The sequence below is a fragment of the Sphingomonas sp. R647 genome (assembly GCF_020177055.1).
Taxonomy (GTDB): Bacteria; Pseudomonadota; Alphaproteobacteria; order Sphingomonadales; family Sphingomonadaceae; genus Sphingomonas.
The window spans coordinates 453,693-475,790 of sequence record NZ_JAIQXT010000002.1; the positions used below are offsets into that span (position 1 = coordinate 453,693).

Below are 22,098 nucleotides of genomic sequence, written 5' to 3' on the forward strand. Positions count from 1 at the left end.
GACGGGCGGCCTTCAAGCCCCTCCCCTTCAGGGGAGGGGTTGGGGTGGGGCAGTCTTGGCATCGTCAGTCCACCGATCGGGAAGTGCCTCCAGCTTCGACAGGATCGCCTGAAGCACGCCGTCGATGTTCTCCCGCACCTCGGCGTTGGTGAAGCGGAGCGTGGTGAAGCCGGAGCGGAGGAAGAAGATGTCGCGGGCTTCGTCGCGGCCGGTGTCGCCGTCGAGTTCGACGACCAAGCCTTTGGCGGGGCAGAAGAAGTCGGCGATATAGGCCGCGAACTTGTGCTGACGACGGAATTTGTGGCCGGCGAGTTGGCGGTTGGAGAGCTGGCGCCAGAGGCGCTTTTCCCATTCGGTGGGGTGGCGGCGGAGTTGTCGGGCGAACTTTGTTAGGTCGTCTTCGCTTGCCATGACTGCCCCACCCCAACCCCTCCCCTGAAGGGGAGGGGCTTTTTTAGTTGCGCCCTACGCCGCGGCCTTTTCCTCTACCAGCAACCCGATCAGTGCGCCGAGCTTGTCGCGCAGGTCCTTGCGGTGGACGACCATGTCGATCAGTCCGTGGTCGAGATAATATTCGCTGGTCTGGAAATCGTCGGGCAGCTTTTCGCGGATCGTGCTTTCGATCACGCGGCGGCCGGTGAAGGCGAGGGTGGCTTTGGGCTCGGCGATCTGGACGTCGCCGAGCATCGCATAGGCCGCCATCACGCCGCCCGAGGTCGGGTCGGTCAGCACGACGATATAGGGCAGGCCGGCGTCGTGGAGCATCGAGATGGCGACGGTGGTGCGCGGCATCTGCATGAGGCTCAGGATACCCTCCTGCATGCGCGCGCCGCCGCTGGCGGTGAAGACGATGTAGGGGGCGCGGGCGCCGATCGCGGCTTCGACGCCGGCGATGAAGGCTTCGCCGACCGCCTGGCCCATCGATCCGCCCATGAAGGCGAAATCCTGCACGCCGATCACCGCGCGCTGGCCGAGGATGGTGCCGCTGGCGTTGAGGAACGCGTCCTGCTCGCCGGTGCTGGCGCGGGCGGCCTTGATGCGGGCGGGATAGGGCTTCTGGTCGCGAAACTTGAGCGGGTCTTCGGCGACCTTGGGGTTGGCGAGCAGTGTGTAGCCGGGGTCGAACAGCTGGTCGAAGCGCGCGCGGGCGCCGATGCGCTCATGATGGTCGCAGATCGGGCAGACCGACTGGTTTTCCTGGAGTTCCTTGACGAACACCATCTGCCCGCAACCCTTGCACTTGTGCCAGAGATTGTCGGGCGATTCCGCCTTGTTGGGGATGACGAGCGAGATCGCGTTGCGGACGCGGGTGAGCCAGCTCATGCGGCGGTTTCCTTGCGTGCTGCGGCCAGCGCGGCCGACAGGGATTGGATATAAATTCGGACGGCGGCGGGGGCGTTGGCGCCCTCTGCCGCGATGATGTCGATGATCGCGGAGCCGACCACGACGCCATCGGCAACGCGGCCGATCGCGGCGGCTTGCTCGGGCGTGCGGACGCCGAAGCCGACTGCGACGGGCAGGTCGGTGGCGGCTTTCAGGCGGGCGACGGCAGCTTCGATGCTGTCCTGTGCCGCCTGCTGCTTGCCGGTGATCCCGGCGACCGAGACGTAATAGAGGAAGCCGCTCGCGCCATCGAGCACGGCGGGCAGGCGCGTGGCGTCGGTGGTGGGGGTGGCGAGGCGGATGGTGGCGATGCCGTGCGGGGCGAAGGCGGCGATCTCGTCGGCTTCCTCCGCCGGGATATCGACGATGATCGCGCCGTCGACGCCTGCGTCCGCTGCCTTTTGCGCGAACGCTTCGGGCGTCGGGCGGGTCATGGTGTTGGCATAGCCCATCAGCACCAGCGGGGTTTCCGGGTGGCGCTGGCGGAAGGCGGCGGCGATGGCGAGCACGTCGGCGGTGCGCGTGCCCGCGGCGAGGCTGCGCAGGTTCGCGGCCTGAATCGCCGGGCCGTCGGCCATCGGGTCGGTGAACGGCATGCCAAGCTCGATCACATCCGCCCCGCCCGCGACAAGCGCGTCGAGGATCGCGGCGGTGTCGCCGTCACCCGCGGTGACGAAGGTGACGAGCGCGGCGCGGCGGTGCTGCGCGGCGGTGGCGAAGGTAGTGGCGAGGCGGTCAGTCATCTGCGGCGCTTTGTTCTGGAAGCTTGATCCCACACCAAGGGCAATAAGCGATGGTGATCATTGAGCTGCCACCATCGTGGATCATGATACCGTACAGTCCTGATTGCGGCCAGAAATCGATCGGGCAGTCTGGGCAATCATGGCGGTCAGCGTGCTGGTCGCACACGTTCTCGACATTTTCGCGCATCATCTCACAGCAATGCGCGCTCATATCTCCACCCCCAGCGCCTCGGCGACGGTGAAGATGTCCTTGTCGCCGCGACCGCAGAGGTTGGCGAGGATGACCTGATCCTGCCGCATTTCCCGGGCCTTGACCGCGACCGCTGCGATCGCGTGCGAAGGTTCCAGTGCGGGGATGATGCCTTCGGTGCGGCAGAGCAATTGGAACGCGTCGAGCGCTTCGGTGTCGGTCACGCTGGTGTAAGTGACGCGGCCGATGTCCTTGAGCCAGGCATGTTCGGGGCCGATGCCGGGATAGTCGAGGCCGGCGCTGATCGAATGCGCTTCGGTGATTTGGCCGTCCGCGTCCTGCAACAGATAGGTCTTGTTGCCGTGGAGGATGCCGGGTTCGCCGCCCGCGAGGGACGCAGCGTGCTTCTTGTTCAGCCCTTCGCCTGCCGCCTCGACGCCGAGCATCGCGACATCGGCGTCGTCGAGGAACGGGTGGAACAGGCCGATCGCGTTGCTGCCCCCGCCGATCGCGGCGACGAGCAGGTCGGGGAGGCGGCCGGTGCGGGCGAGCATCTGCGCGCGCGCTTCCTTGCCGATCACGCTCTGGAAGTCGCGGACCAGTTCGGGGTAGGGGTGCGGGCCGGCGGCGGTGCCGATGATGTAGAAGGTGTCGTGGACGTTGGCGACCCAGTCGCGCAGCGCTTCGTTCATCGCGTCCTTAAGCGTGCCCGCGCCGCTGGTGACCGGGCGGACTTCGGCGCCGAGCAGCTTCATGCGGAACACGTTGGGCTGCTGACGCGAGGCGTCCTTGGCGCCCATGAAGATGGTGCAGGGCAGGCCGAAGCGCGCGCACACGGTGGCGGTGGCGACGCCGTGCTGGCCCGCGCCAGTCTCGGCGATGATCCGCGTCTTGCCCATGCGGATCGCGAGCAGGATCTGGCCGATGCAATTGTTGATCTTGTGCGCGCCGGTATGGTTGAGCTCGTCGCGCTTGAACCAGATTTCGGCGCCCATGCCCTCAGGTGCGTTTTCGCGCAGCGCGTCGGTCAGCCGTTCGGCGTAATAAAGCGGGCTGGGGCGGCCGACATAATGTTCGAGCAGGTCGTCGAACTGCGCCTTGAACGCGGGGTCGGCTTTCGCCGCCTTATACTCGCGCTCGAGGTCGAGGACGAGCGGCATCAGCGTTTCGGCGACGTAGCGTCCGCCAAACTGGCCGAAATGGCCGCGGTCATCAGGCTGGGCGCGGAAGGAGTTGGGCTGGTTCATGATGAGCGGCGTTTAGGCGGGGATTGCCGCGACGCCAAGCGGTGTTCGCGGAAGGAATTCTTGGCCACCCCATCCTCCCCCCGCGTGAGGGAGGATGGGGCTATCCCTCAGCTCAGCGCCGCCTTCACCGCGGCGCTGGCCTTGCTCATGTCGAGGCTGGCGGCGTGGCGGGCCTTAAGCTCCGCCATGACGCGGCCCATGTCCTTCATGCCGGTGGCGCCGAGGTCGGCCTTGATCGCCTCGATCGCCGCTGCGGTTTCCTCCGCGCTCATCTGGGCGGGGAGGAAGCCTTCGATCACCGCGACTTCGGCCTTTTCCTTGTCGGCGAGTTCCTGGCGGTTGCCCTTTTCGAACATCTCGATCGATTCGCGGCGCTGCTTCACCATTTTCTGCAGCACTTCGACGATCAGCGCGTCGTCGTCCGCGACCGGGCTTTGTGTGCGCGCTTCGATGTCGCGGTTCTTGATCGCGCTCTGGATCAGGCGGATGGCGGCGGTGCCGTCCTTGTCGCCGCCCTTCATCGCGGTGATCAGGGCTGCCTTGATGTCGTCGCGGATCATTTGCTTCATCTTTCAACTGAATCGGAATTTGCCCCAGATAGTCGCGACGGACGGTTGACGCGAGGGGGGTAGCGGTCTAGCGGGCAGCGCTTAGCGACATCGCCGGAAAAACTGACAGGAGCGACCTTCTCTGATGGCCGAAGCCACGCCTATTATCGTGCCTGAAGGAGCTACAGGCGTTCTGGTTCTCGCGAGCGGCGAGGTCATCTGGGGCCGTGGATTCGGGGCCGAGGGCGCGGCGGCGGGCGAGGTCTGCTTCCACACCGCGATGACCGGATATCAGGAGATCATGACCGACCCGTCATTCGCGGGCCAGATGATCTGCTTCACCTTCCCGCATATCGGCAATGTCGGCGCGAACCCTGATGACGTCGAGGCGGACAATCCGCATGCGCTCGGCATGATCGTGCGCGAGGATGTGACTGCGCCGTCGAATTTCCGCAGCGTCGAGCGGCTGGACGATTGGATGCGCAAGCATAACCGCATCGGCCTGTCGGGCGTCGACACCCGCGCGCTGACGCGGCGTATCCGGGGTGCGGGGGCACCGAACGGCGTGATCGCGCATTCGGCGAGCGGTGAGTTCGACATCCCGGCGCTGATCGAACAGGCGAAGGCCTGGCCGGGGCTGGAGGGCATGGACCTCGCCATCACCGTCACCACCGAAACGCATTTCGGGTGGGAAGGCGGCGTGTGGCGGCTGGGCTTTGGCTATGAGGTCGATGGCGATGGCGCGCGGCCGCATGTCGTGGCGATCGACTATGGATCGAAGCACAATATCTTCCGCAATCTGGTGAAGGCCGGGGCGAAGGTGACGGTGCTGCCCGCGACCGCGACCGCCGAGCAGGTGCTGAGCTTCAACCCCGACGGTGTCTTCCTGTCGAACGGGCCGGGCGATCCCGCCGCGACCGGCGCCTATGCCGTGCCGGTGATCCGTGAGTTGCTGGCGACCAGGAAGCCGCTGTTCGGCATCTGCCTTGGCCATCAGCTGCTGGCGCTGGCGGTGGGGGCGCAGACGACCAAGATGTTCCAGGGGCATCGCGGCGCGAACCATCCGGTCAAGCGGCTGAGCGACGGGACGGTCGAGATTACCTCGATGAACCACGGCTTCGCGGTCGAGAGCGCGACGCTGCCCGCAGGCGTGGTCGAGACGCATGTGTCGCTGTTCGACGGCAGCAATTGCGGGATCGAGATCGAGGGCGGGCGGGCGTTTTCGGTGCAGTATCACCCCGAGGCGTCGCCGGGGCCGCAGGATAGCTTCTATCTGTTTGAGCGGTTTGTGGGGATGTTGCGGTGAGGCTGTTTCGACGAAAGGTCGATATTACAGCACAAAGGAATGCCCTATTCTCGGACGCAAAGGCACGGTTGCCCGAGTTGAAGAGATTTTATGAGCCTGCTCACGAGCAGATCGAGCCTCAAATTGAGTACCTGCTCGCCGTGAATGACGGTCGGTTAGCAGGTGACCGCTTGGAGGCGATCACGATCGGTGTGATCGCCGCCAAATGGCTTGATCCATGTCCTGACCAGTTTGAATTCCTGTTTGCTGTGGCTGACGAAGCACAACAGATGGCGACAGAGTACAAGAGAGCCCGCAATGCCCAAACGCACTGACATCTCCTCCATCCTCGTCATCGGCGCTGGTCCAATTGTGATCGGTCAGGCGTGCGAGTTCGATTATTCGGGCACGCAGGCGATCAAGGCGCTCAAGGAAGAAGGCTATCGCATCGTCCTGGTCAATTCGAACCCGGCGACGATCATGACCGATCCCGAGCTGGCCGACGCGACCTATGTCGAGCCGATCACGCCCGCCGTGGTTGCCAAGATCATCGAGAAGGAGCGGCCCGACGCGGTCCTCCCGACGATGGGTGGGCAGACGGCGCTGAACACCGCGCTGGCGCTGGCGAATGATGGCACGCTGGAGAAGTTCGGCTGTATCATGATCGGTGCGGATGCCGAGGCGATCGACAAGGCCGAGGATCGGCTGAAGTTCAAGGATGCGATGACCAAGATCGGGCTGGAATCGGCCCGTTCGGCGATCGCGCATAGTGAGGCGGAGGCGCTGGCGGCGCTGGATTATGTGGGCCTTCCCGCGATCATCCGTCCTAGCTTCACCATGGGCGGATCGGGCGGCGGCATCGCCTATAACCGCGAAGAGTTTATCGGCATCGTGCGCTCGGGCCTCGACCTGTCGCCGACGACCGAGGTGCTGATCGAGGAGTCGCTCCTCGGTTGGAAGGAATATGAGATGGAGGTCGTGCGGGATCGCAACGACAACTGCATCATCATCTGTTCGATCGAGAATGTCGATGCGATGGGCACCCATACGGGTGACTCGATCACGGTCGCGCCCGCGCTGACGCTGACCGACAAGGAATATCAGATCATGCGCAACGCCAGCATCGCGGTGCTGCGCGAGATCGGCGTCGAGACTGGCGGGTCGAACGTGCAGTTCGCGGTGAACCCGAAGGACGGGCGCCTGATCGTGATCGAGATGAACCCGCGCGTGTCGCGCTCTTCGGCGCTGGCGAGCAAGGCAACCGGCTTCCCGATCGCCAAGGTCGCGGCGAAGCTGGCGGTTGGATACACGCTCGACGAGATCACCAACGACATTACCGGGGCGACCCCGGCGTCGTTCGAGCCGACGATCGACTATGTCGTGACCAAGATCCCGCGCTTTGCGTTCGAGAAGTTCAAGGGCGCTGAAGCGACGCTGGGCACGGCGATGAAGTCGGTCGGCGAAGTGATGGCGATCGGCCGCAACATCCATGAATCGATGCAGAAGGCGCTGCGTGGCCTTGAGACCGGCCTGTCCGGCTTCAACAATGTCGAGCATCTGCAGGGCGCGCCGCGCGACGTGATCGAGGCGGCGCTGGCCGTCCGCTCGCCCGACCGGCTGCTGATCGCGGCGCAGGCGCTGCGTGAGGGCTTCACCGTGGCCGAGGTGCATGCACTCGCGTCCTATGACCCGTGGTTCCTGGAGCGGATCGCCGAGATCATCGAGGCGGAAGAGGGCGTGTGCCGCAATGGCCTGCCGCAGGATGCGGCGGGGATGCGGCGGCTCAAGTCGATGGGCTTTTCCGACAAGCGGCTGGCTTGGCTGGCGCTGCGCTCGGCAAACCTGCGGGAGGGCACCGACCAGATGGCGCGCTCGTCGGGCCTGATCGGTGAGGTCGTCAAGGCGATGACCGGCGGGGCGACCGAGGCGGATGTGCGCGCGCTGCGCCACAAGCTCGGCGTGCGTCCGGTGTTCAAGCGCATCGACACCTGTGCCGCCGAGTTCGCAGCGAAGACGCCGTATATGTACTCGACCTATGAGGCGCCGTCGTTCGGCGAGCCCGAGTGCGAGAGCGAGCCGAGCACGCGACGCAAGGTTGTGATCCTGGGCGGCGGGCCGAACCGGATCGGGCAGGGGATCGAGTTCGACTATTGCTGCTGCCATGCCTGTTTCGCGCTGGCGGATGCCGGGTTCGAAACGATCATGATCAACTGCAACCCGGAAACGGTGAGCACCGATTATGACACGTCGGATCGCCTGTATTTCGAGCCGCTGACCGCTGAGGACGTGCTGGAGATCCTTGAGGTCGAGAAGTCGCGCGGCGAGCTGGTCGGGGTGATCGTGCAGTTTGGCGGGCAGACGCCGCTCAATCTGGCGCGGGCGCTGGAGAGTGCGGGGATTCCGATCCTGGGTACCTCACCCGATGCGATCGATCTGGCCGAGGATCGCGAGCAGTTTGCCGATCTGGTGTCCAAGCTGGGGCTGAAGCAGCCGCAGAACGGCATTGCGCGCAGCCGTGAAGAGGCGATCGCGGTCGCCGAGCGGATCGGCTATCCGGTGCTGACGCGGCCGAGCTTCGTGCTGGGCGGGCGGGCGATGGAGATCGTCGATACGGTCGAGCAGCTCGATCACTATATCCAGACGGCGGTGCAGGTGTCGGGCGATGCCCCGGTGCTGATCGACCAGTATCTGCGCGACGCGATCGAGGTCGATGTCGACGCGATCAGCGATGGCGACGATGTCGTTGTCGCCGGCGTGCTGCAGCATATCGAAGAGGCGGGGGTCCATTCGGGCGACAGCGCCTGTTCGCTGCCGCCCTATAGCCTGCCCGACGCGATCATTGCCGAGATCGAGCGGCAGACCGAGGCGCTGGCGCGGGCGCTGAGCGTCAAGGGGCTGATGAACATCCAGTTCGCGGTCAAGAATGGCGAAGTCTATCTGATCGAGGTCAATCCGCGTGCATCACGCACCGTGCCGTTCGTCGCCAAGGCGATCGGTACGCCGATCGCGAAGATCGCGAGCCGGGTGATGGCGGGCGAGAAGCTGAAGGACCTGCCCAAGATCGATCGCGACATTTCTTATGTCGCGGTGAAGGAAGCCGTGTTCCCGTGGGGCCGCTTCCCTGGCGTTGATCCGGTGCTGTCACCGGAAATGAAGTCGACCGGCGAAGTCATGGGAATCGATCGCGATTTCCCGATCGCCTTTGCCAAGGCGCAGCTGGGTGCGGGCACGGTGCTGCCGAGCGGCGGCAATGTCTTCGTCAGCGTCAAGGACAGCGACAAGCCGGTGATCCTGCCGGGCGTGCGGCTGCTGGTCGATCAGGGCTTCACCATCGTCGCGACTGGCGGGACCGCGGACTATCTCGCCGAACATGGCGTGCCGGTCGAGCGGGTCAACAAGGTCGCGCAGGGCCGTCCGCATATCGTCGATCGCATCCGCGACGGCGACATCGCGCTGATCTTCAACACCACCGAGGGGTGGCAGTCGTTGAAGGACAGCGAATCGATCCGCGCATCGGCGCTGTCGCTCAAGGTTCCGTACTTCACCACGGCACCCGCCAGCGTCGCCGCGTCACAGGCGATTGCCGCCCTGAGTGGCCAGTCCCTTGAAGTCCGCCCCTTGCAGGCTTACTATTCGCAATCGCACAATTGATCCCCCACAACGAAGGTTAGGGTGCGAGGCGGGCCAATTCAGGTCCGCCGGGGGAAGGGGTTTTGATTAAGGACGCGTAGAATGGCCACGGTCGAAAAGATGCCGATGCTTCCGGAAGGCTATGAGATGCTCAACGAGCAGCTCAAAGTCCTGAGGGCCGAGCGTCCGTTGATCGTCGACGCCATCGAGGAAGCGCGGGCGCATGGCGACCTGTCGGAAAATGCCGAATATCACGCCGCCAAGGAGCGTCAGGGTCAGGTCGAAGCGACGATCTCCGACATCGAGGACAAGCTGAGCCGTGCGCAGATCATCGACCCGCGCGAGCTGTCGGGCGACCGCATCGTGTTCGGCGCGACGGTGACCCTGCTCGACGAGGCCGACAAGTCGGTGAAGTACCAGATCGTTGGCCAGGCCGAGGCGGACGCCAAGACCGGCCGGATCAGCTACAACTCGCCTCTGGGCCGCGCACTGATCGGCAAGAGTGTGGGTGAAGAGGTCGAAGTGACCGTGCCAGCGGGTGATCGCTGGTACGAGGTCAGCAAGATCGAGTTTATCTGAACGGGTTCCCCCTCCCGCATGCGGGAGGGGGGAGTTGGGCCTTAAGCCTCCAGGTCCGGCTCGAGCAGCCGGTGGAGGTGGACCACCACATATTTCATCTCGGCATCGTCGACCGTGCGCTGCGCGGCGCTGCGCCATGCCTTTTCGGCGCTGGCGTAGTCGGCAAAGATGCCGACGACGTCGAGCTTGGTCGGATCCTTGAAATCGAGCGTCATCGGATCGTTTACGCGACCGCCGAAGACGAGGTGCAGCTTGCTCATGATAGCTCCCGGGGAATAAGATTACCGGTGAGCCTTAGCGCCGATGTTGCGCCGCACTCAATAGCGTGAAGTGCCCTAGTGTTTCGCCGCATAGCAAACCCTCCCCCTGGCGGGGGAGGGTCGTAGTGTCACGCGTCGGCCTTGGTCGATGCGGCGTCTTTTGCGGCGGTGAAGGCAGAGCCGATGATCTTGCCGATCTGTTCCTTGGCGGCGTCGCGCTGGGGGAGGATGGCGTCGATCTCGGCCTTGCCGGCTTCGCGGGCGGCAGCGGCGGCGGCAGTCGCGCCCTCGGCGATCCGCTTGCCGACGGGGGCGAGCAGGTCCTTTTCCTGCTGCGGGCGCGGGATCAGTGCGCCGATCACGGCGCCCAGTGCAACGCCGCCAGCGACGAGCGCGAGCGGATTCTTGGCAATGCCCTCAGTGCTGGCGGGAGCCTTCGTCTTGCGGGGGGTGGTCATGCGGACGGTCCTTTCTTCGGGCGGGGCTTGGCCCTGGATTTGGGTGTTGCGCTACGCTTCTTCAAACTCGCTTTGGCCGCAGCGGTTGCACCGCCGACCAGCAGGCGCGCGAGTGGGCGACGGGCGAGAAACAGCACTGCCGCACCGGCGACGGCGGCGACGGTGCGCGGGTTGGCGCGGACGGTGGCGACAGTATCGCGGGCAACATTGATAGCGACATTTTCGACCGCATCCTGCGCGAGCGCCATCGGGTTGAGCTTGTCCTGCATCCGGCCGAGCGTGCCGAACAGCCGTTCGCGCGCGTTGCGGCTGCGCGCCTCGGCTTCGGTAAGGTCAGTGGGAAGTGGCTCGGTCATGGGGTGTTCCGGGGGCGGATCGCGCGACGGTAGCGCTGAAAAGCTGCGCGCGCGGCGAGTGCGGCGGCGGTCAGTGCGGTCACCACGACGATCAGGGTCGCTGCGGCGGGGCCGACATGCGGGGAGAGGATCAGCACGAAGCCGACGATCAGCGCGATCGCGGCGGAATTGGCGAGCAGGAAGACGATCGCGCCGAGGATGAGGGCCGCACGCGCATCGCCCAATCGGGCGAGCGCGAGCGTCTTCCAATAGGCGATCTCGGCATCGGCAAAGGCGCGCGCATCGGCGACGGCCTGAGCCGCCAATGTGCCGATGCTGTCGTCGTCCCGATCATCCACGTACGCGCCCCCCGACCATTGTTACGCCTTAGGGCCGCTGTCGGGGCCACCCTGGTTCGGATCGCCCTTGTCGGCGAGGTCGCCCGCGGCATCGAGGCCCGACTTGAGCAGGCGGGCGAGGATGAAGCCGACGCCTGCGGCAATGCCGACTGCGACCGCCGGGCTCTTCTTCACGAACTCGCGCGCGTCGTCCATCAGATCATCGACCTGCTTGCCGCGCAGCGAGTCGGCGAGGCCGGAAATCTGGTCAGCAGCCGAGCGGGCGTATTGGCCATATTGCTCGCCGAGCTTTTCATCGACCGTACCGGCGGCGTCGCGCATCATCGTCGAGAATTCATCGAGCGCGCCCGTCGCCTTTTCCTTGCCGGTGTCGGCAAAGGAACGGGCCTTGTCGCCAGCCTGGCCGGCCAGCTTGCCGGCTTCGTCGCGGACGAATGCGCCAGCGCTGCGCTTGCCGTCATCAGTGCCGGTGCTGCCGCCCTGAGCAGGGCGCGTCGCGACCAGTGAGTCGGTCGCCGGGTCTATGCTCTGGTCCTTGGGGAAAGTGTCGTCAGCCATCGCTCGAATCCCTTCATGCTTGTTCGTCCAGACAACCAAGCCGCGCGGTCGCGGTTCCCGCACACGCATGATTTGCCCGGCGGCGACGAACGGGATAGAGGCCCGCGCGACACCGTCTTGACCCAAGGTAGGGAGACCATTTCGTGACCGCAATCATCGACATCCATGCTCGTCAGATTCTCGATAGCCGAGGGAACCCTACGGTGGAGGTCGATGTGTTGCTCGAAGACGGCAGCTTTGGGCGTGCGGCGGTGCCATCGGGCGCGTCGACCGGCGCGCATGAGGCAGTCGAAAAGCGCGACGGCGATGCGTCGATGTATCTCGGCAAGGGCGTGCTCGAGGCGATCGAGGGCGTGAATGGCGAGATCGCCGAGGAAATCACCGGCCTCGACGCCGAGGATCAGGCCGAGATCGACTACGCGATGATCGAGCTGGACGGCACCGAGAATAAGGGCCGGCTGGGCGCGAACGCGATCCTTGGCGTGAGCCTCGCGGTTGCCAAGGCTGCGGCGGATGCGCGCGGTTTGCCGCTGTACCGCTATGTCGGCGGCGTTTCGGCGCATGTCCTGCCGGTGCCGATGATGAACATCATCAATGGTGGCGAGCACGCCGACAATGCGATCGACTTCCAGGAGTTCATGATCGTGCCGGTCGGCGCGGAGTCGTTGGCCGAGGCGGTTCGGTGCGGCGCGGAGATTTTCCACACGCTGAAAAAAGGCCTGCACGACAAGGGCCTGTCGACCGCAGTCGGCGACGAGGGCGGCTTTGCCCCCAACATCGCGTCGACCCGCGAGGCGCTCGACTTTATCATGGCGAGCATCGAGAAGGCCGGATACAAGCCCGGCGACGACGTGATGCTGGCGCTCGATTGCGCCGCGACCGAATATTATCGCGACGGCGCGTACAAGATGGTGGGTGAGGGCAAGACGCTGTCGTCGGCGCAGAATGCCGATTTCCTCGCCGATCTGTGCGCCGGCTACCCGATCTTCTCGATCGAGGACGGCATGGCCGAGGACGATTGGGACGGGTGGAAGCTGCTGACCGAAAAGCTCGGCGGCAAGGTTCAGCTGGTCGGCGACGATCTGTTCGTCACCAACCCGAAGCGGCTGAAGCGCGGCATCGACGGTGGCTATGCCAACTCGCTGCTGGTCAAAGTCAACCAGATCGGCACGCTGACCGAGACGCTGGAGGCGGTGAGCCTGGCGCAGCGTTCGGCCTACACCGCGGTCATGTCGCACCGTTCGGGCGAAACCGAGGATTCGACCATCGCCGACCTCGCCGTTGCCACCAACTGCGGCCAGATCAAGACGGGCTCGCTCGCGCGTTCGGACCGGCTTGCCAAGTACAACCAGCTGATCCGCATTGAGGAAGAACTCGGCGATGCGTCGGTTTATGCCGGTCGCGGCATTCTACGGGGTTGATCGGCGAATCGGTTTGCGCGACATTAACCTCATGAGCCGGTCCACTCCGTTCAATACGATCTTGCGCCGCGCGGGGCTGCCTGCGGTGGCGATCATCCTGATGGGCTTTTTCGCCTATTCGGCGGTGCTGGGTCCGAACGGAGTGCTGGTTTACGGCGATTACAAGCGCCAGCTCGAGGTCAAGAAGTCCGAACTCGCCAAGCTGGAGGCCCAGCGGGCACAGCTGCGCAACCGGGTGGCGCTGCTCAAGCAGAGCGGCGCCGATCCGGATATGGTGGACGAATTGACCCGCAAGAAGCTCAACGTCGTCCACCCCGACGAGGTTATCGTCACGCTCGATTGACGCAAGCCGGGCTTTGACCCGGGTTTGCGTGGGCGTGGTGACCGACTTTTCCCTCTCGCTTTAGATGCGGTCGTAACTACCGGCGCTTGCCATTGCGCCGGGTGCGATAACCGGCCTATAGGGCCGCTTCCATCTTTCCCCAGGATGAGGATCATCGTGGCAAAATCACCGGCCAAAGGCCGCACTAACGAACCAGCTCCGTCGAACCGCGAGCGCCCAAACGAACCAAAACGGTACGAGGCCTCGAAGGAGGAATTGCTCGAATTCTACCGCCAGATGCTGCTCATCCGCCGTTTCGAGGAGAAGGCGGGCCAGCTCTATGGTCTCGGTTTCATCGGCGGCTTCTGCCACCTCTATATCGGCCAGGAAGCGGTCGCGGTGGGGCTGCAGTCGGCGCTGGACGGCGAGAAGGATTCGGTGATCACCGGATATCGCGACCATGGCCATATGCTGGCTTATGGCATCGATCCCAAGGAGATCATGGCTGAGCTGACCGGTCGTGCCGCGGGCATCAGCCGCGGCAAGGGCGGGTCGATGCACATGTTCTCGACCGAGAAGAAGTTCTACGGCGGGCACGGCATCGTCGGCGCGCAGGTCTCGCTCGGCGCGGGCCTTGCCTTTGCGCACAAATATCGCGGTGACGGTGGCGTCGCCATGTCCTATTTCGGCGACGGCGCCGCGAACCAGGGCCAGGTCTACGAGACCTTCAACATGGCCGAGCTGTGGAAGCTCCCGATCATCTTCGTGATCGAGAACAACCAGTACGCCATGGGCACCAGCGTCAATCGCGCCTCGTCCGAGGACCAGCTGTACAAGCGTGGCGAGAGCTTCCGCATTCCCGGCATCCAGGTCGACGGCATGGACGTGCTGGCGTGCCGTGGTGCCGCCGAAGAGGCGCTGGCGTGGGTCCGTGCGGGCAAGGGGCCGATCATCCTCGAGATGAAGACCTATCGCTATCGCGGCCACTCGATGTCCGACCCGGCCAAGTATCGCTCACGTGACGAGGTGCAGGCGGTGCGCGAGAAGAGCGACCCGATCGACGCCGTGAAGAAGGAACTCGAAGCGATCGGCGTCAAGGAAGACGAGCTGAAGGCGATCGAGGCCGAGATCCGCAAGGCGGTGAACGAGTCGGCGGACTTTGCCGAGCAGGCACCCGAGCCGGATCCTGCCGAGCTGTATACCGACGTTCTGGTGGAGACGTACTGAAATGGCGATCGAGCTGAAAATGCCCGCGCTCTCGCCCACGATGGAAGAGGGAACCCTCGCCAAGTGGCTGGTGAAGGAAGGCGATACGATCAAGTCGGGCGACATCATCGCCGAGATCGAAACCGACAAGGCGACGATGGAATTCGAAGCCGTCGATGAAGGCACGATCGCGTCGATCCTGGTCGCCGAGGGCACCGATGGGGTCAAGGTCGGCACCGTGATCGCGACGATCGCGGCCGAGGGTGAGGATGCTTCGGCTCCTGCGCCTGCCGCAGCTCCGGCCCCCGCGCCGGAAGCGCCCAAGGCGTCGGAAGAGCCGAAGAAAGCCGACAGCGGCACCAAGCAGCTGGCGAGTGACAAGGCGGCGAGCGTTGCCGACCCCGAGCTTCCCGCCGGCACCGAGATGGTCAAGACGACTGTCCGCGACGCGCTGCGCGATGCGATGGCCGAGGAAATGCGCGCCGACGACCGCGTGTTCGTGATGGGCGAGGAAGTCGCGGAATATCAGGGCGCCTATAAGGTGACCCAGGGCCTGCTCGACGAATTCGGCCCGCGCCGCGTAATCGACACGCCGATCACCGAGTACGGCTTTGCCGGCATCGGTTCGGGCGCGGCGATGGGCGGCCTCAAGCCGATCGTCGAGTTCATGACGTTCAACTTCGCGATGCAGGCGATCGACCACATCATCAACTCGGCCGCGAAGACCAACTATATGTCGGGTGGCCAGATGCGCTGCCCGATCGTGTTCCGCGGTCCAAACGGTGCGGCGAGCCGCGTCGGCGCACAGCACAGCCAGAATTATGGCCCGTGGTACGCGAGCGTTCCGGGCCTGATCGTGATCGCACCCTATGACGCGGCGGATGCCAAGGGCCTGCTCAAGGCGGCGATCCGGTCGGAAGATCCGGTCGTGTTCCTCGAAAACGAGCTGATGTACGGGCGCAGCTTCGACGTTCCCAAGCTGGACGACTGGGTGCTGCCGATCGGCAAGGCGCGCATCGTCCGCGAGGGCAAGGATGTCACGCTGGTCAGCTATTCGATCGGCGTGGGCGTTGCGCTCGAAGCAGCTGAGAAGCTGGCTGCCGAGGGCATCGAGGCCGAGGTGATCGACCTGCGCACGCTGCGCCCGCTCGACACCGACACGGTGCTCAAGAGCCTGAAGAAGACCAACCGCATGGTGGTGGTCGAGGAAGGCTGGCCGGTCTGTTCGATCGCGTCGGAGATCATCGCGGTGTGCATGGAGCAGGGCTTCGATGACCTCGACGCCCCGGTGATCCGTGTGACCAACGAAGACGTGCCGCTGCCCTATGCTGCGAACCTTGAAAAGCTGGCGCTGATTACCGCCGACAAGGTGGTGGCGGGCGTGAAGAAGGTTACGTACCGCTGAGACTTGGAGCCCCTCTCCTGACGGGGAGGGGCTTACCAAGGATCAGCAGGTCGAAGCAGCGACGCCGTTGACCTGATAGACCCCGTTGGTGCCGCCCACCGTATCGCGGCGGTCGCGGACCATCATCGATGCTTCCTCTCGGAAATTTGTGTTGGGGGCGAGGGCCGCGCGGAACAGCGGCTGATATTCGTAATAGACCTCGACATACATCGTCACGCCATCGGTCGGCGCGATGGCGAGGCGACCGGTCTTGCCCATGCCGTTGAGATTGACCGCGCCGGCGACGCCGTAGAGCGACGCCTGACCGGTCTTGTTGCCCCGGCAGCGCTGCCAGCGGATGCGGTTCTTGCCGCTGTTGGCAGGATCGGGCTCAAGACTGGTAATGATGACGCGACCGTGGCGGAACAGGTCGAGTTCGCCCGACTGAAGCCCCGCGCCGGTGAGCAGGTCGTTGATGTCTGCTTCACTGATCGTCTTTGCCTGAAGCTGGCTGCCCGACCCGATCCGCGCGGCGTTGTCGGCGAGGTGGAGCGCGATCTGGCTGATCCGCATGCGGCTGGTGATGTAGCTGGTCAGTTCGGCCCCGACGAGGCTGAGCGTCAGCAGCAGCGGGAGCGACAGCGCAAATTCGAGCAGCGCGAGCCCGCCCTGATCGCGTCCGAGCGCGCGCAATCCGCGCCGGCGAAGGGAAAGCCGCATCTTCACAACAGGCACAGCCCGAGCAGGCCAAGGCCGCAGCTCGACGTTGGCGTCGGACTGGGGCTGGGCGAAGCGCTGGACGTCGGTGTCGGCGAGGGCGAACTGGTGTTGACCGGGGTCGGCGATGCCTCGATCGCTGCGGGGCAGTTTCTCACCTGGCTCGACCCATAGCTGCCCTGATCGCCATAGGGCTGGTTGCGCAGGACCGTGGACGCGGTGATCGTCGTCGTGCGTGATCCGCCGACGAGATTGTAGAGCGGGAACATGCGCGGATAGGTGGCGGTGACGGTGTAGAGCGTTGCGTCCTTCGCGCCGCCCTGCCCGGCATTGCCGCCGTCGCGGTCCCAGCTATTGTTGCGGTTGGCGTCCTGATAGGGTTCGCTGCCGTCGCATACGCCATTGTTGTTGGTGTCGGTCCAGGTTTCGGCGCGCGCCGCCGATGCCTCGGAGAAGGTGCGATAGAAGCGGCGGTTGATCGTGATCGTGGCGTTGTTCGCCAATGCCTTGACCTGTGCCCGCACCTTGTTGTCGAGCGCGGTCTGGGCGCTCGCCTCCGACCCGCTTTCCAGCGTCGAATCGCGCGCAGTCTTTTGCACCACGCCCTGCAATGCGGCGCGGGAGTAGAGCGTGTGTGCGACATCGAACGCGCCAAGCAGCACCATGCCAAGGACGGGCGCCACCACCGCGAATTCGACGATGGTGGCGCCCGACTCGTCGCGCCGGAGCGCGCCGGGGGCAAAGCGACGGAGGGAGAATCGCCGCTTCACTTGGTAAGCCTCAACTGGGAAATCTGGTCCGCGATCGAGCGGAAGGTGTTTTGCAGGTCGGTCGAGTTGCGCGCCGCGAAGTAGCGCCCGGGGGTGGCGCAGTTCTGCATCATGCCCTCGATCGTCGTGCTCGATGCGCCGAACCAGATCACCCACAGGGTGATGTTCTTGTTTTTGACCGCCGTGCAGATCGCCTGGGTCCGCGCATTGACCTGCTGCGTGATGGTGCCGGTGGTCAGGCAGCCGCCGGTCGGTGCGCTCGCCGGGTCGGTGGTGCGGCGATCAAGCCAGGGGAAGCCGTAAGCGGCATAGTCGGTGTCCCCCGTGCACGCCTCACCATCGGTCATGAAGATCAGGTGCCGTTCGATCTCGCCACCTTGTGACGTGTACTCGTTCTCCGAACGGAAGATGCCGGTTGGCGAGATGAACCGCGCACCCCACAGCAGGCCGATATCGTGGTAGGTATTCCCGCTGGGGGTGAGACCATTGACGTAGGATTCGAAGTTCGACGCGGTTGGCCACGCCTGAAGCTTCTTCGCTTCTTCCGGGCAGTAGTAAGGAACGTTGTTGTAATATTCTGCGGTTGTCAGTGCCTCGTTCCGATCGAGCTCGGACCAATAATATTGGACATCGCGCGCGAAGATCGCGCCCGGGAGAGCGGGTCCCCACAGGGTCGAAGGATCGCCGGCGTTGGGGACTAGATCGATGTCCAGGTCCTTCGCACCGGACGGGATCGGGGCGTAGCTTGCCTGCGAGACCGTCTGGCGCTCCTCTATGCAGCCGTCCCAGGTCAGGCTGCGCGCCGCGCCCTGATAGCCGATCGGCAGCGTGACCGAATTATTCCAGCTGGTGCCGTTCTTCAGGCCGCTGATATTATGCGAGATCTGGGCATAGCGATAGCGATTGAAGGTCTGGGTCGTGGTTTCGGTTCCCGTCTGGGTCATGCTGAAATAACGCAGGACGCTGCCTTCTGCGCTCCGCCGCTGGAAGCGGCAGCGCCCATCGGACGTGCGATAGTCGCGGAATCGATACTCATACCACTGCGCGCTCTCGCGAGTGTACCACGTCACCGTGCGCGGGTTTCCGCCAGATACCGACTCGTCGATCCGTCCAGACTGGCCCCAAGATGAGGTCAGCGCATTACCGGGCAGTTTCGACTGGCAATCGCTGTTGCTGCTGGCGGTGGTGTTCACGCCGGATGTATTGCTCCAGCTGCCCGAATTGGTGCGTTCCCATTCGACGCTGGTTTCTGTCGTCGCGCTGTCAGACCAAGTGGTTTCCGTCGATGTGGTGAATTGGGCCTCGCGTGACTGGTACGACCAGCTGTCCGCGAAATAGGCGGTCGGCAGCAGCTTCCCGACATTGACGTTGGTCGCATAGGGCATGAACCCGAAGCGAATCTGGACGGTGTTGCTGGTGCCGCCCGAGGGCGCACCGCCGACGCAGTTTTCGGCGGTGTCGAGCCGCGCGACGGTTTCATAGAAGCACTTCACCGCCGACCGCAGTGCCTCCATCTTGGTCTGGCTGTCGGTGATGACGGCTTTGCTTCCCATCGAACCGGTGGTGTCGAGCACGAACATCACATCGGTGTTGGGCAGGCGCATTTCGGCGTCGCAGGTGACGCTGAGCGTTTCGGTCGTCTTGCCCAGCACCCGCATCAGCGTCATCGGCAGCGTCGCGCTGGCAACCCCGGTTACCTTGCCGGCGCTTTCGGTGAAGGTCTTGCTGACCGAGGCGGCGCCGTAAGGGCTGGCCTGAATGTTCGCGTCGAAGAAGCGTTCGGCCGCGGTGCGTGCGGCGTTGTTGTTGAATGCCCAGGTACCGCCGCCCATCTGCTTGCGCCCGGCAAGCGCGCCAGCGTCACAGGCATGTTGCAGCCGCGTCTTGACGATGTACATGCGGCTCAGGTCGACGCCGCCGCCGACCATTCCGGCGAGCGGGATCAGCGATGCGGCGACGATGGCGAGCGTGTTGCCGCGCTTGTCGCGCGCAAGCGCGGCCATCGTGGCGCGAGCGCTGGTCACGGTGGTTGGGCGCAACGGCATGGTAAGGGATCCCCGGTTCCTGCACCCGCTATGCGCGAAGTTGGGCTAACGGGGATTGAAGGCGCATGGTTAACGAAACGATTAAGGCCAAGTGGCGTGGAGGTTTCGGGTGATCGAGGCCGAACGTCGTCTGGTGCTGACCTATGCGCCGAGCCTTGAGGCGGGGGCGGCGCTAGCGGCGCTGTTTGCGCTCGACGACAAGCTCGCCGAGACGCTGCGCACGACCAGCGAGCCGATGCTGGGGCAGATCCGGATGCAATGGTGGCATGACGCGCTGACCCGGCTCGACAGCGCGCCGCCGCCGGCTGAGCCGGTGCTGCAGGGGGTTGCGCGCGATGTGTTGCGGCAAGGTGTTAGCGGCGCGTCGGTCGCGGGGGTGGTCGATGGGTGGCAAATGCTACTCCAGACCGAGCTGGATGATGCGGCGCTGCTTGCATATGCCGAACGCGGGCGGCGGTTGTTCGAGATTGCCGGGCTGGTGGCGAGTGCCAACGGTGCCGATCCGGTGGCGAAGGCAGGCGAGGGGTGGGCGCTGGCTGATCTTTCTGGGAAGCTGAGCGATCCCGGCGAGGCGGCGGCGGCGCGGCGGATTGCCGAGGGTTTGCTGGGCGAGGCCTGTGCTGCGCGGTGGAGCCGGAATGGTCGGGCGCTGGGGGCGATGGCGCATTTGGCGCGGATGGAGCTGGAAGGGGAGCCTGTCGGATCGCCCAAGCGGACGCTGCGGGCGCTGTGGCATCGGATGAGCGGGCGGTGACGTCTTGCTGCCGCTGCTGAAGGCGCTAGCCTGTCGCTTCGACAGGGGAGAGTCGGCATGTGGCGATATCTGGCGGGCGGGGTGGCGGCGTTGCTGATGGCGGGGGCAGGGGTGTTCCTGTTCCAAAGCAAGGCGACCCCGGAACCGCTGCCGTCTGCCCCCGCTGCCCGGACTTCGCAGGGCGCGGCGCCGGCCCAGGAGCTGGCGGAGGTGCCGGAGGCTCCGGATCGGACCCGGGAGGAGAAGCGGTTCGATCGCAGCGACAAGGACAAAAACAGCCTGATTTCACTGGCCGAATTGCAACAACCGCGGCGCAAGGCGTTTGCCAAGCTGGACAAGAATGGCGACGGGCGGCTGTCGTTCGAGGAATGGGCAGTGCGGACCAGCGACAAGTTCGCCGCCGCCGACAAGGACAAGTCGGGGACGCTGACCCGCGCCGAGTTTGCTACCACCGCCCCGAAACGCAAGGCCAGGACGACCCCGCGCTGTGATTGCCGGGCCGAGGTCGCCAAGGCGCTGGCCGAGGCGGAGGAGTAACCTACGCCGCCTTGACCCACTCCGCGAAGGCCGTGCGGGCGCGGGCGGTGTAGAGGAGCTTGCGGTCGGCCTTTTTGGTCCGCCCCTCGATCGGCGGCATCAGGCCGAAATTGACGTTCATCGGCTGATAGGTTTCGACCTCCGCACCGCCGGTGATGTGGCCAAGCAGCGCGCCGAGCGCGGTTTCGACGGGAGGCGGTGTCAGCTCCCGGCCGAGAATTTCCGCAGCGGCGAAGCGCCCTGCCATCAGCCCGATTGCGCTGCTTTCGACATAGCCCTCGCACCCCGTCACCTGTCCGGCAAAGCGGATATGCGGGCGGCTCTTGAGGCGTAGCGTCGGATCGAGCAGTTCGGGCGAGCGGATGAAGGTGTTGCGGTGGAGGCCACCGAGCCGGGCGAACTCGGCATTTTCGAGGCCTGGAATGGTGCGGAACAGGCGGATTTGCTCGGCATATTTGAGCTTGGTCTGGAAGCCAACCATGTTCCACAGCGTGCCGGTAGCATTGTCCTGCCGCAACTGGACGACGGCATAGGGCCAGCGGCCGTTGGGGAATTCTTCACACGCGGTCTTGGGATCATCGAGCCCGACGCCCTTCATCGGGCCGTAGCGCAGCGTATCGACGCCGCGTTCCGCCATTACCTCGATCGGCATGCAGCCTTCGAAATAGGGGACGTTTTCCCATTCCTTGAACTCGGTCTTCTCGCCGTCGAGCAGGGCCTGATGAAAGGCCAGATACTCGTCCTTGGTCATCGGGCAGTTGATGTAATCCTTGCCATTCCCGCCGGGCCCCACCTTGTCCCAGCGCGACTGGAACCACGCCTTGTCCATGTCGATGCTTTCGAAATGGACGATCGGGGCGATGGCGTCGAAGAAGGCGAGGGCGTCGCTGCCGGTTGCCGCGCCGATGCTGTCGGCAAGGCCGGGGGCGGTCAGCGGGCCGGTGGCGACGATGGTCAGCCCCTCGGCCGGAAGCTGGTCGATGCGTTCGCGCACGATGGTGATGTTCGGGTGGGCGGCGAGCGCAGCGGTGACACCTTCGGAGAAGAGGTCGCGGTCCACCGCGAGGGCGGAGCCGGCCGGAACCTTATGCTCGTCGCCCTTGGCCATGATCAGCGAGCCGAGGTCGCGCATCTCCTGATGCAGCAGGCCCACCGCGTTCCGCTCGGCATCGTCGGAGCGGAAGCTGTTCGAGCAGACGAGTTCGGCAAGGCCATCGGTGTGGTGTGCGGGGGTCATGGTGCCCGATCCGCGCATTTCGGAGAGCTTCACGCGGATGCCGGCATTGGCGAGCTGCCACGCGGCTTCTGACCCGGCGAGACCGCCGCCGATGATATGGACTTGATGGCTATTCATGAGAACCGAGCCT

25 protein-coding genes are annotated in these 22,098 nt (G+C 64.9%); 10 read left to right on the forward strand and 15 right to left on the reverse strand.

Annotated elements, in window-relative coordinates; translation table 11 throughout:
- Positions 1–27 precede the first annotated feature (27 nt).
- The 6 genes from K9B35_RS06075 to K9B35_RS06100 form a co-directional block, all read right to left on the reverse strand.
- Positions 28–411 (reverse strand): endonuclease domain-containing protein, encoded by a 384-nt coding sequence (locus K9B35_RS06075; protein WP_224920905.1) that lies wholly within the window; start codon positions 409–411, stop codon positions 28–30.
- A 54-nt stretch (positions 412–465) separates the two neighbouring features.
- On the reverse strand, positions 466–1,323 hold the full coding sequence (accD, locus tag K9B35_RS06080; protein WP_224920906.1) for an acetyl-CoA carboxylase, carboxyltransferase subunit beta: 858 nt from the start codon (positions 1,321–1,323) through the stop codon (positions 466–468).
- Positions 1,320–2,126, reverse strand: a complete 807-nt coding sequence (gene trpA / locus K9B35_RS06085) for a tryptophan synthase subunit alpha (protein WP_224920907.1) — start codon at positions 2,124–2,126, stop codon at positions 1,320–1,322. Before trpA ends, accD begins: the two co-directional genes overlap by 4 nt.
- Positions 2,119–2,337, reverse strand: a complete 219-nt coding sequence (locus tag K9B35_RS06090; RefSeq protein WP_224920908.1) for a DUF6980 family protein — start codon at positions 2,335–2,337, stop codon at positions 2,119–2,121. Before K9B35_RS06090 ends, trpA begins: the two co-directional genes overlap by 8 nt.
- A complete protein-coding gene (gene trpB / locus K9B35_RS06095) occupies positions 2,334–3,563 on the reverse strand; it encodes a tryptophan synthase subunit beta (protein ID WP_224920909.1) in 1,230 nt (409 codons plus the stop codon). The genes K9B35_RS06090 and trpB overlap by 4 nt, the downstream gene beginning before the upstream one ends.
- Positions 3,564–3,670: 107 nt before the next feature.
- Positions 3,671–4,123 (reverse strand): GatB/YqeY domain-containing protein, encoded by a 453-nt coding sequence (locus tag K9B35_RS06100; RefSeq protein WP_224921119.1) that lies wholly within the window; start codon positions 4,121–4,123, stop codon positions 3,671–3,673.
- A gap of 133 nt (positions 4,124–4,256) precedes the next feature.
- On the opposite strand from K9B35_RS06100, the gene carA reads away from it, so the two are divergent.
- The 4 genes from carA (at position 4,257) to greA (ending at position 9,605) form a co-directional block, all read left to right on the forward strand.
- Positions 4,257–5,417, forward strand: a complete 1,161-nt coding sequence (gene carA / locus K9B35_RS06105) for a glutamine-hydrolyzing carbamoyl-phosphate synthase small subunit (protein WP_224920910.1) — start codon at positions 4,257–4,259, stop codon at positions 5,415–5,417.
- On the forward strand, positions 5,414–5,731 hold the full coding sequence (locus K9B35_RS06110; protein ID WP_224920911.1) for a hypothetical protein: 318 nt from the start codon (positions 5,414–5,416) through the stop codon (positions 5,729–5,731). The genes carA and K9B35_RS06110 overlap by 4 nt, the downstream gene beginning before the upstream one ends.
- On the forward strand, positions 5,715–9,047 hold the full coding sequence (gene carB / locus K9B35_RS06115; protein WP_224920912.1) for a carbamoyl-phosphate synthase large subunit: 3,333 nt from the start codon (positions 5,715–5,717) through the stop codon (positions 9,045–9,047). Before K9B35_RS06110 ends, carB begins: the two co-directional genes overlap by 17 nt.
- An 81-nt stretch (positions 9,048–9,128) precedes the next feature.
- Entirely contained in the window at positions 9,129–9,605 is a 477-nt protein-coding gene (gene greA, locus K9B35_RS06120; RefSeq protein WP_224920913.1) for a transcription elongation factor GreA, read from the forward strand.
- Between the two features lie 41 nt (positions 9,606–9,646).
- Here greA and K9B35_RS06125 read toward each other — a convergent pair whose 3' ends face one another.
- The 5 genes from K9B35_RS06125 to K9B35_RS06145 form a co-directional block, all read right to left on the reverse strand.
- Positions 9,647–9,865: a DUF4170 domain-containing protein gene (locus K9B35_RS06125; RefSeq protein WP_224920914.1), complete on the reverse strand. Its 219-nt coding sequence runs from the start codon at positions 9,863–9,865 to the stop codon at positions 9,647–9,649.
- 128 nt (positions 9,866–9,993) lie between these two features.
- On the reverse strand, positions 9,994–10,323 hold the full coding sequence (locus tag K9B35_RS06130; RefSeq protein ID WP_224920915.1) for a hypothetical protein: 330 nt from the start codon (positions 10,321–10,323) through the stop codon (positions 9,994–9,996).
- Positions 10,320–10,679, reverse strand: a complete 360-nt coding sequence (locus K9B35_RS06135) for a phosphatase (RefSeq protein WP_224920916.1) — start codon at positions 10,677–10,679, stop codon at positions 10,320–10,322. The genes K9B35_RS06130 and K9B35_RS06135 overlap by 4 nt, the downstream gene beginning before the upstream one ends.
- Positions 10,676–11,017 carry a phage holin family protein gene (locus K9B35_RS06140; protein WP_224920917.1) on the reverse strand — a complete coding sequence of 114 codons (342 nt, stop codon included), beginning with the start codon at positions 11,015–11,017 and terminating at the stop codon, positions 10,676–10,678. Before K9B35_RS06140 ends, K9B35_RS06135 begins: the two co-directional genes overlap by 4 nt.
- A 21-nt stretch (positions 11,018–11,038) precedes the next feature.
- Positions 11,039–11,575: a hypothetical protein gene (locus tag K9B35_RS06145; protein WP_224920918.1), complete on the reverse strand. Its 537-nt coding sequence runs from the start codon at positions 11,573–11,575 to the stop codon at positions 11,039–11,041.
- 143 nt (positions 11,576–11,718) lie between these two features.
- Here K9B35_RS06145 and eno point away from each other — a divergent pair, with 143 nt between their 5' ends.
- From eno to K9B35_RS06165, 4 genes are all read left to right on the forward strand, one after another.
- Positions 11,719–12,996 carry a phosphopyruvate hydratase gene (eno, locus tag K9B35_RS06150; RefSeq protein ID WP_224920919.1) on the forward strand — a complete coding sequence of 426 codons (1,278 nt, stop codon included), beginning with the start codon at positions 11,719–11,721 and terminating at the stop codon, positions 12,994–12,996.
- Positions 12,997–13,027: 31 nt separating this feature from the next.
- Positions 13,028–13,339 (forward strand): FtsB family cell division protein, encoded by a 312-nt coding sequence (locus K9B35_RS06155; protein WP_224920920.1) that lies wholly within the window; start codon positions 13,028–13,030, stop codon positions 13,337–13,339.
- Between the two features lie 144 nt (positions 13,340–13,483).
- Positions 13,484–14,545, forward strand: a complete 1,062-nt coding sequence (gene pdhA, locus K9B35_RS06160) for a pyruvate dehydrogenase (acetyl-transferring) E1 component subunit alpha (RefSeq protein WP_224920921.1) — start codon at positions 13,484–13,486, stop codon at positions 14,543–14,545.
- A 1-nt stretch (position 14,546) separates the two neighbouring features.
- Positions 14,547–15,929: a pyruvate dehydrogenase complex E1 component subunit beta gene (locus K9B35_RS06165; RefSeq protein ID WP_224920922.1), complete on the forward strand. Its 1,383-nt coding sequence runs from the start codon at positions 14,547–14,549 to the stop codon at positions 15,927–15,929.
- A 42-nt stretch (positions 15,930–15,971) separates the two neighbouring features.
- Here K9B35_RS06165 and K9B35_RS06170 read toward each other — a convergent pair whose 3' ends face one another.
- From K9B35_RS06170 to K9B35_RS06180, 3 genes are read right to left on the reverse strand one after another with little or no spacing between them, the layout of a single operon-like run.
- A complete protein-coding gene (locus K9B35_RS06170) occupies positions 15,972–16,601 on the reverse strand; it encodes a pilus assembly protein (protein WP_224920923.1) in 630 nt (209 codons plus the stop codon).
- A 29-nt stretch (positions 16,602–16,630) separates the two neighbouring features.
- On the reverse strand, positions 16,631–17,395 hold the full coding sequence (locus K9B35_RS06175) for a TadE/TadG family type IV pilus assembly protein (RefSeq protein ID WP_224920924.1): 765 nt from the start codon (positions 17,393–17,395) through the stop codon (positions 16,631–16,633).
- On the reverse strand, positions 17,392–19,398 hold the full coding sequence (locus K9B35_RS06180) for a TadE/TadG family type IV pilus assembly protein (protein WP_224920925.1): 2,007 nt from the start codon (positions 19,396–19,398) through the stop codon (positions 17,392–17,394). The genes K9B35_RS06175 and K9B35_RS06180 overlap by 4 nt, the downstream gene beginning before the upstream one ends.
- Before the next feature lie 133 nt (positions 19,399–19,531).
- Here K9B35_RS06180 and K9B35_RS06185 point away from each other — a divergent pair, with 133 nt between their 5' ends.
- A complete protein-coding gene (locus tag K9B35_RS06185) occupies positions 19,532–20,194 on the forward strand; it encodes a squalene/phytoene synthase family protein (RefSeq protein WP_224920926.1) in 663 nt (220 codons plus the stop codon).
- 57 nt (positions 20,195–20,251) lie between these two features.
- The gene (locus K9B35_RS06190) at positions 20,252–20,731 is read left to right on the forward strand and encodes an EF-hand domain-containing protein (protein WP_224920927.1); all 480 of its coding nucleotides are present in this window, start codon (positions 20,252–20,254) and stop codon (positions 20,729–20,731) included.
- 1 nt (position 20,732) lies between these two features.
- Here K9B35_RS06190 and trmFO read toward each other — a convergent pair whose 3' ends face one another.
- Positions 20,733–22,085, reverse strand: a complete 1,353-nt coding sequence (gene trmFO, locus K9B35_RS06195; RefSeq protein ID WP_224920928.1) for a methylenetetrahydrofolate--tRNA-(uracil(54)-C(5))-methyltransferase (FADH(2)-oxidizing) TrmFO — start codon at positions 22,083–22,085, stop codon at positions 20,733–20,735.
- Positions 22,086–22,098 lie beyond the last annotated feature (13 nt).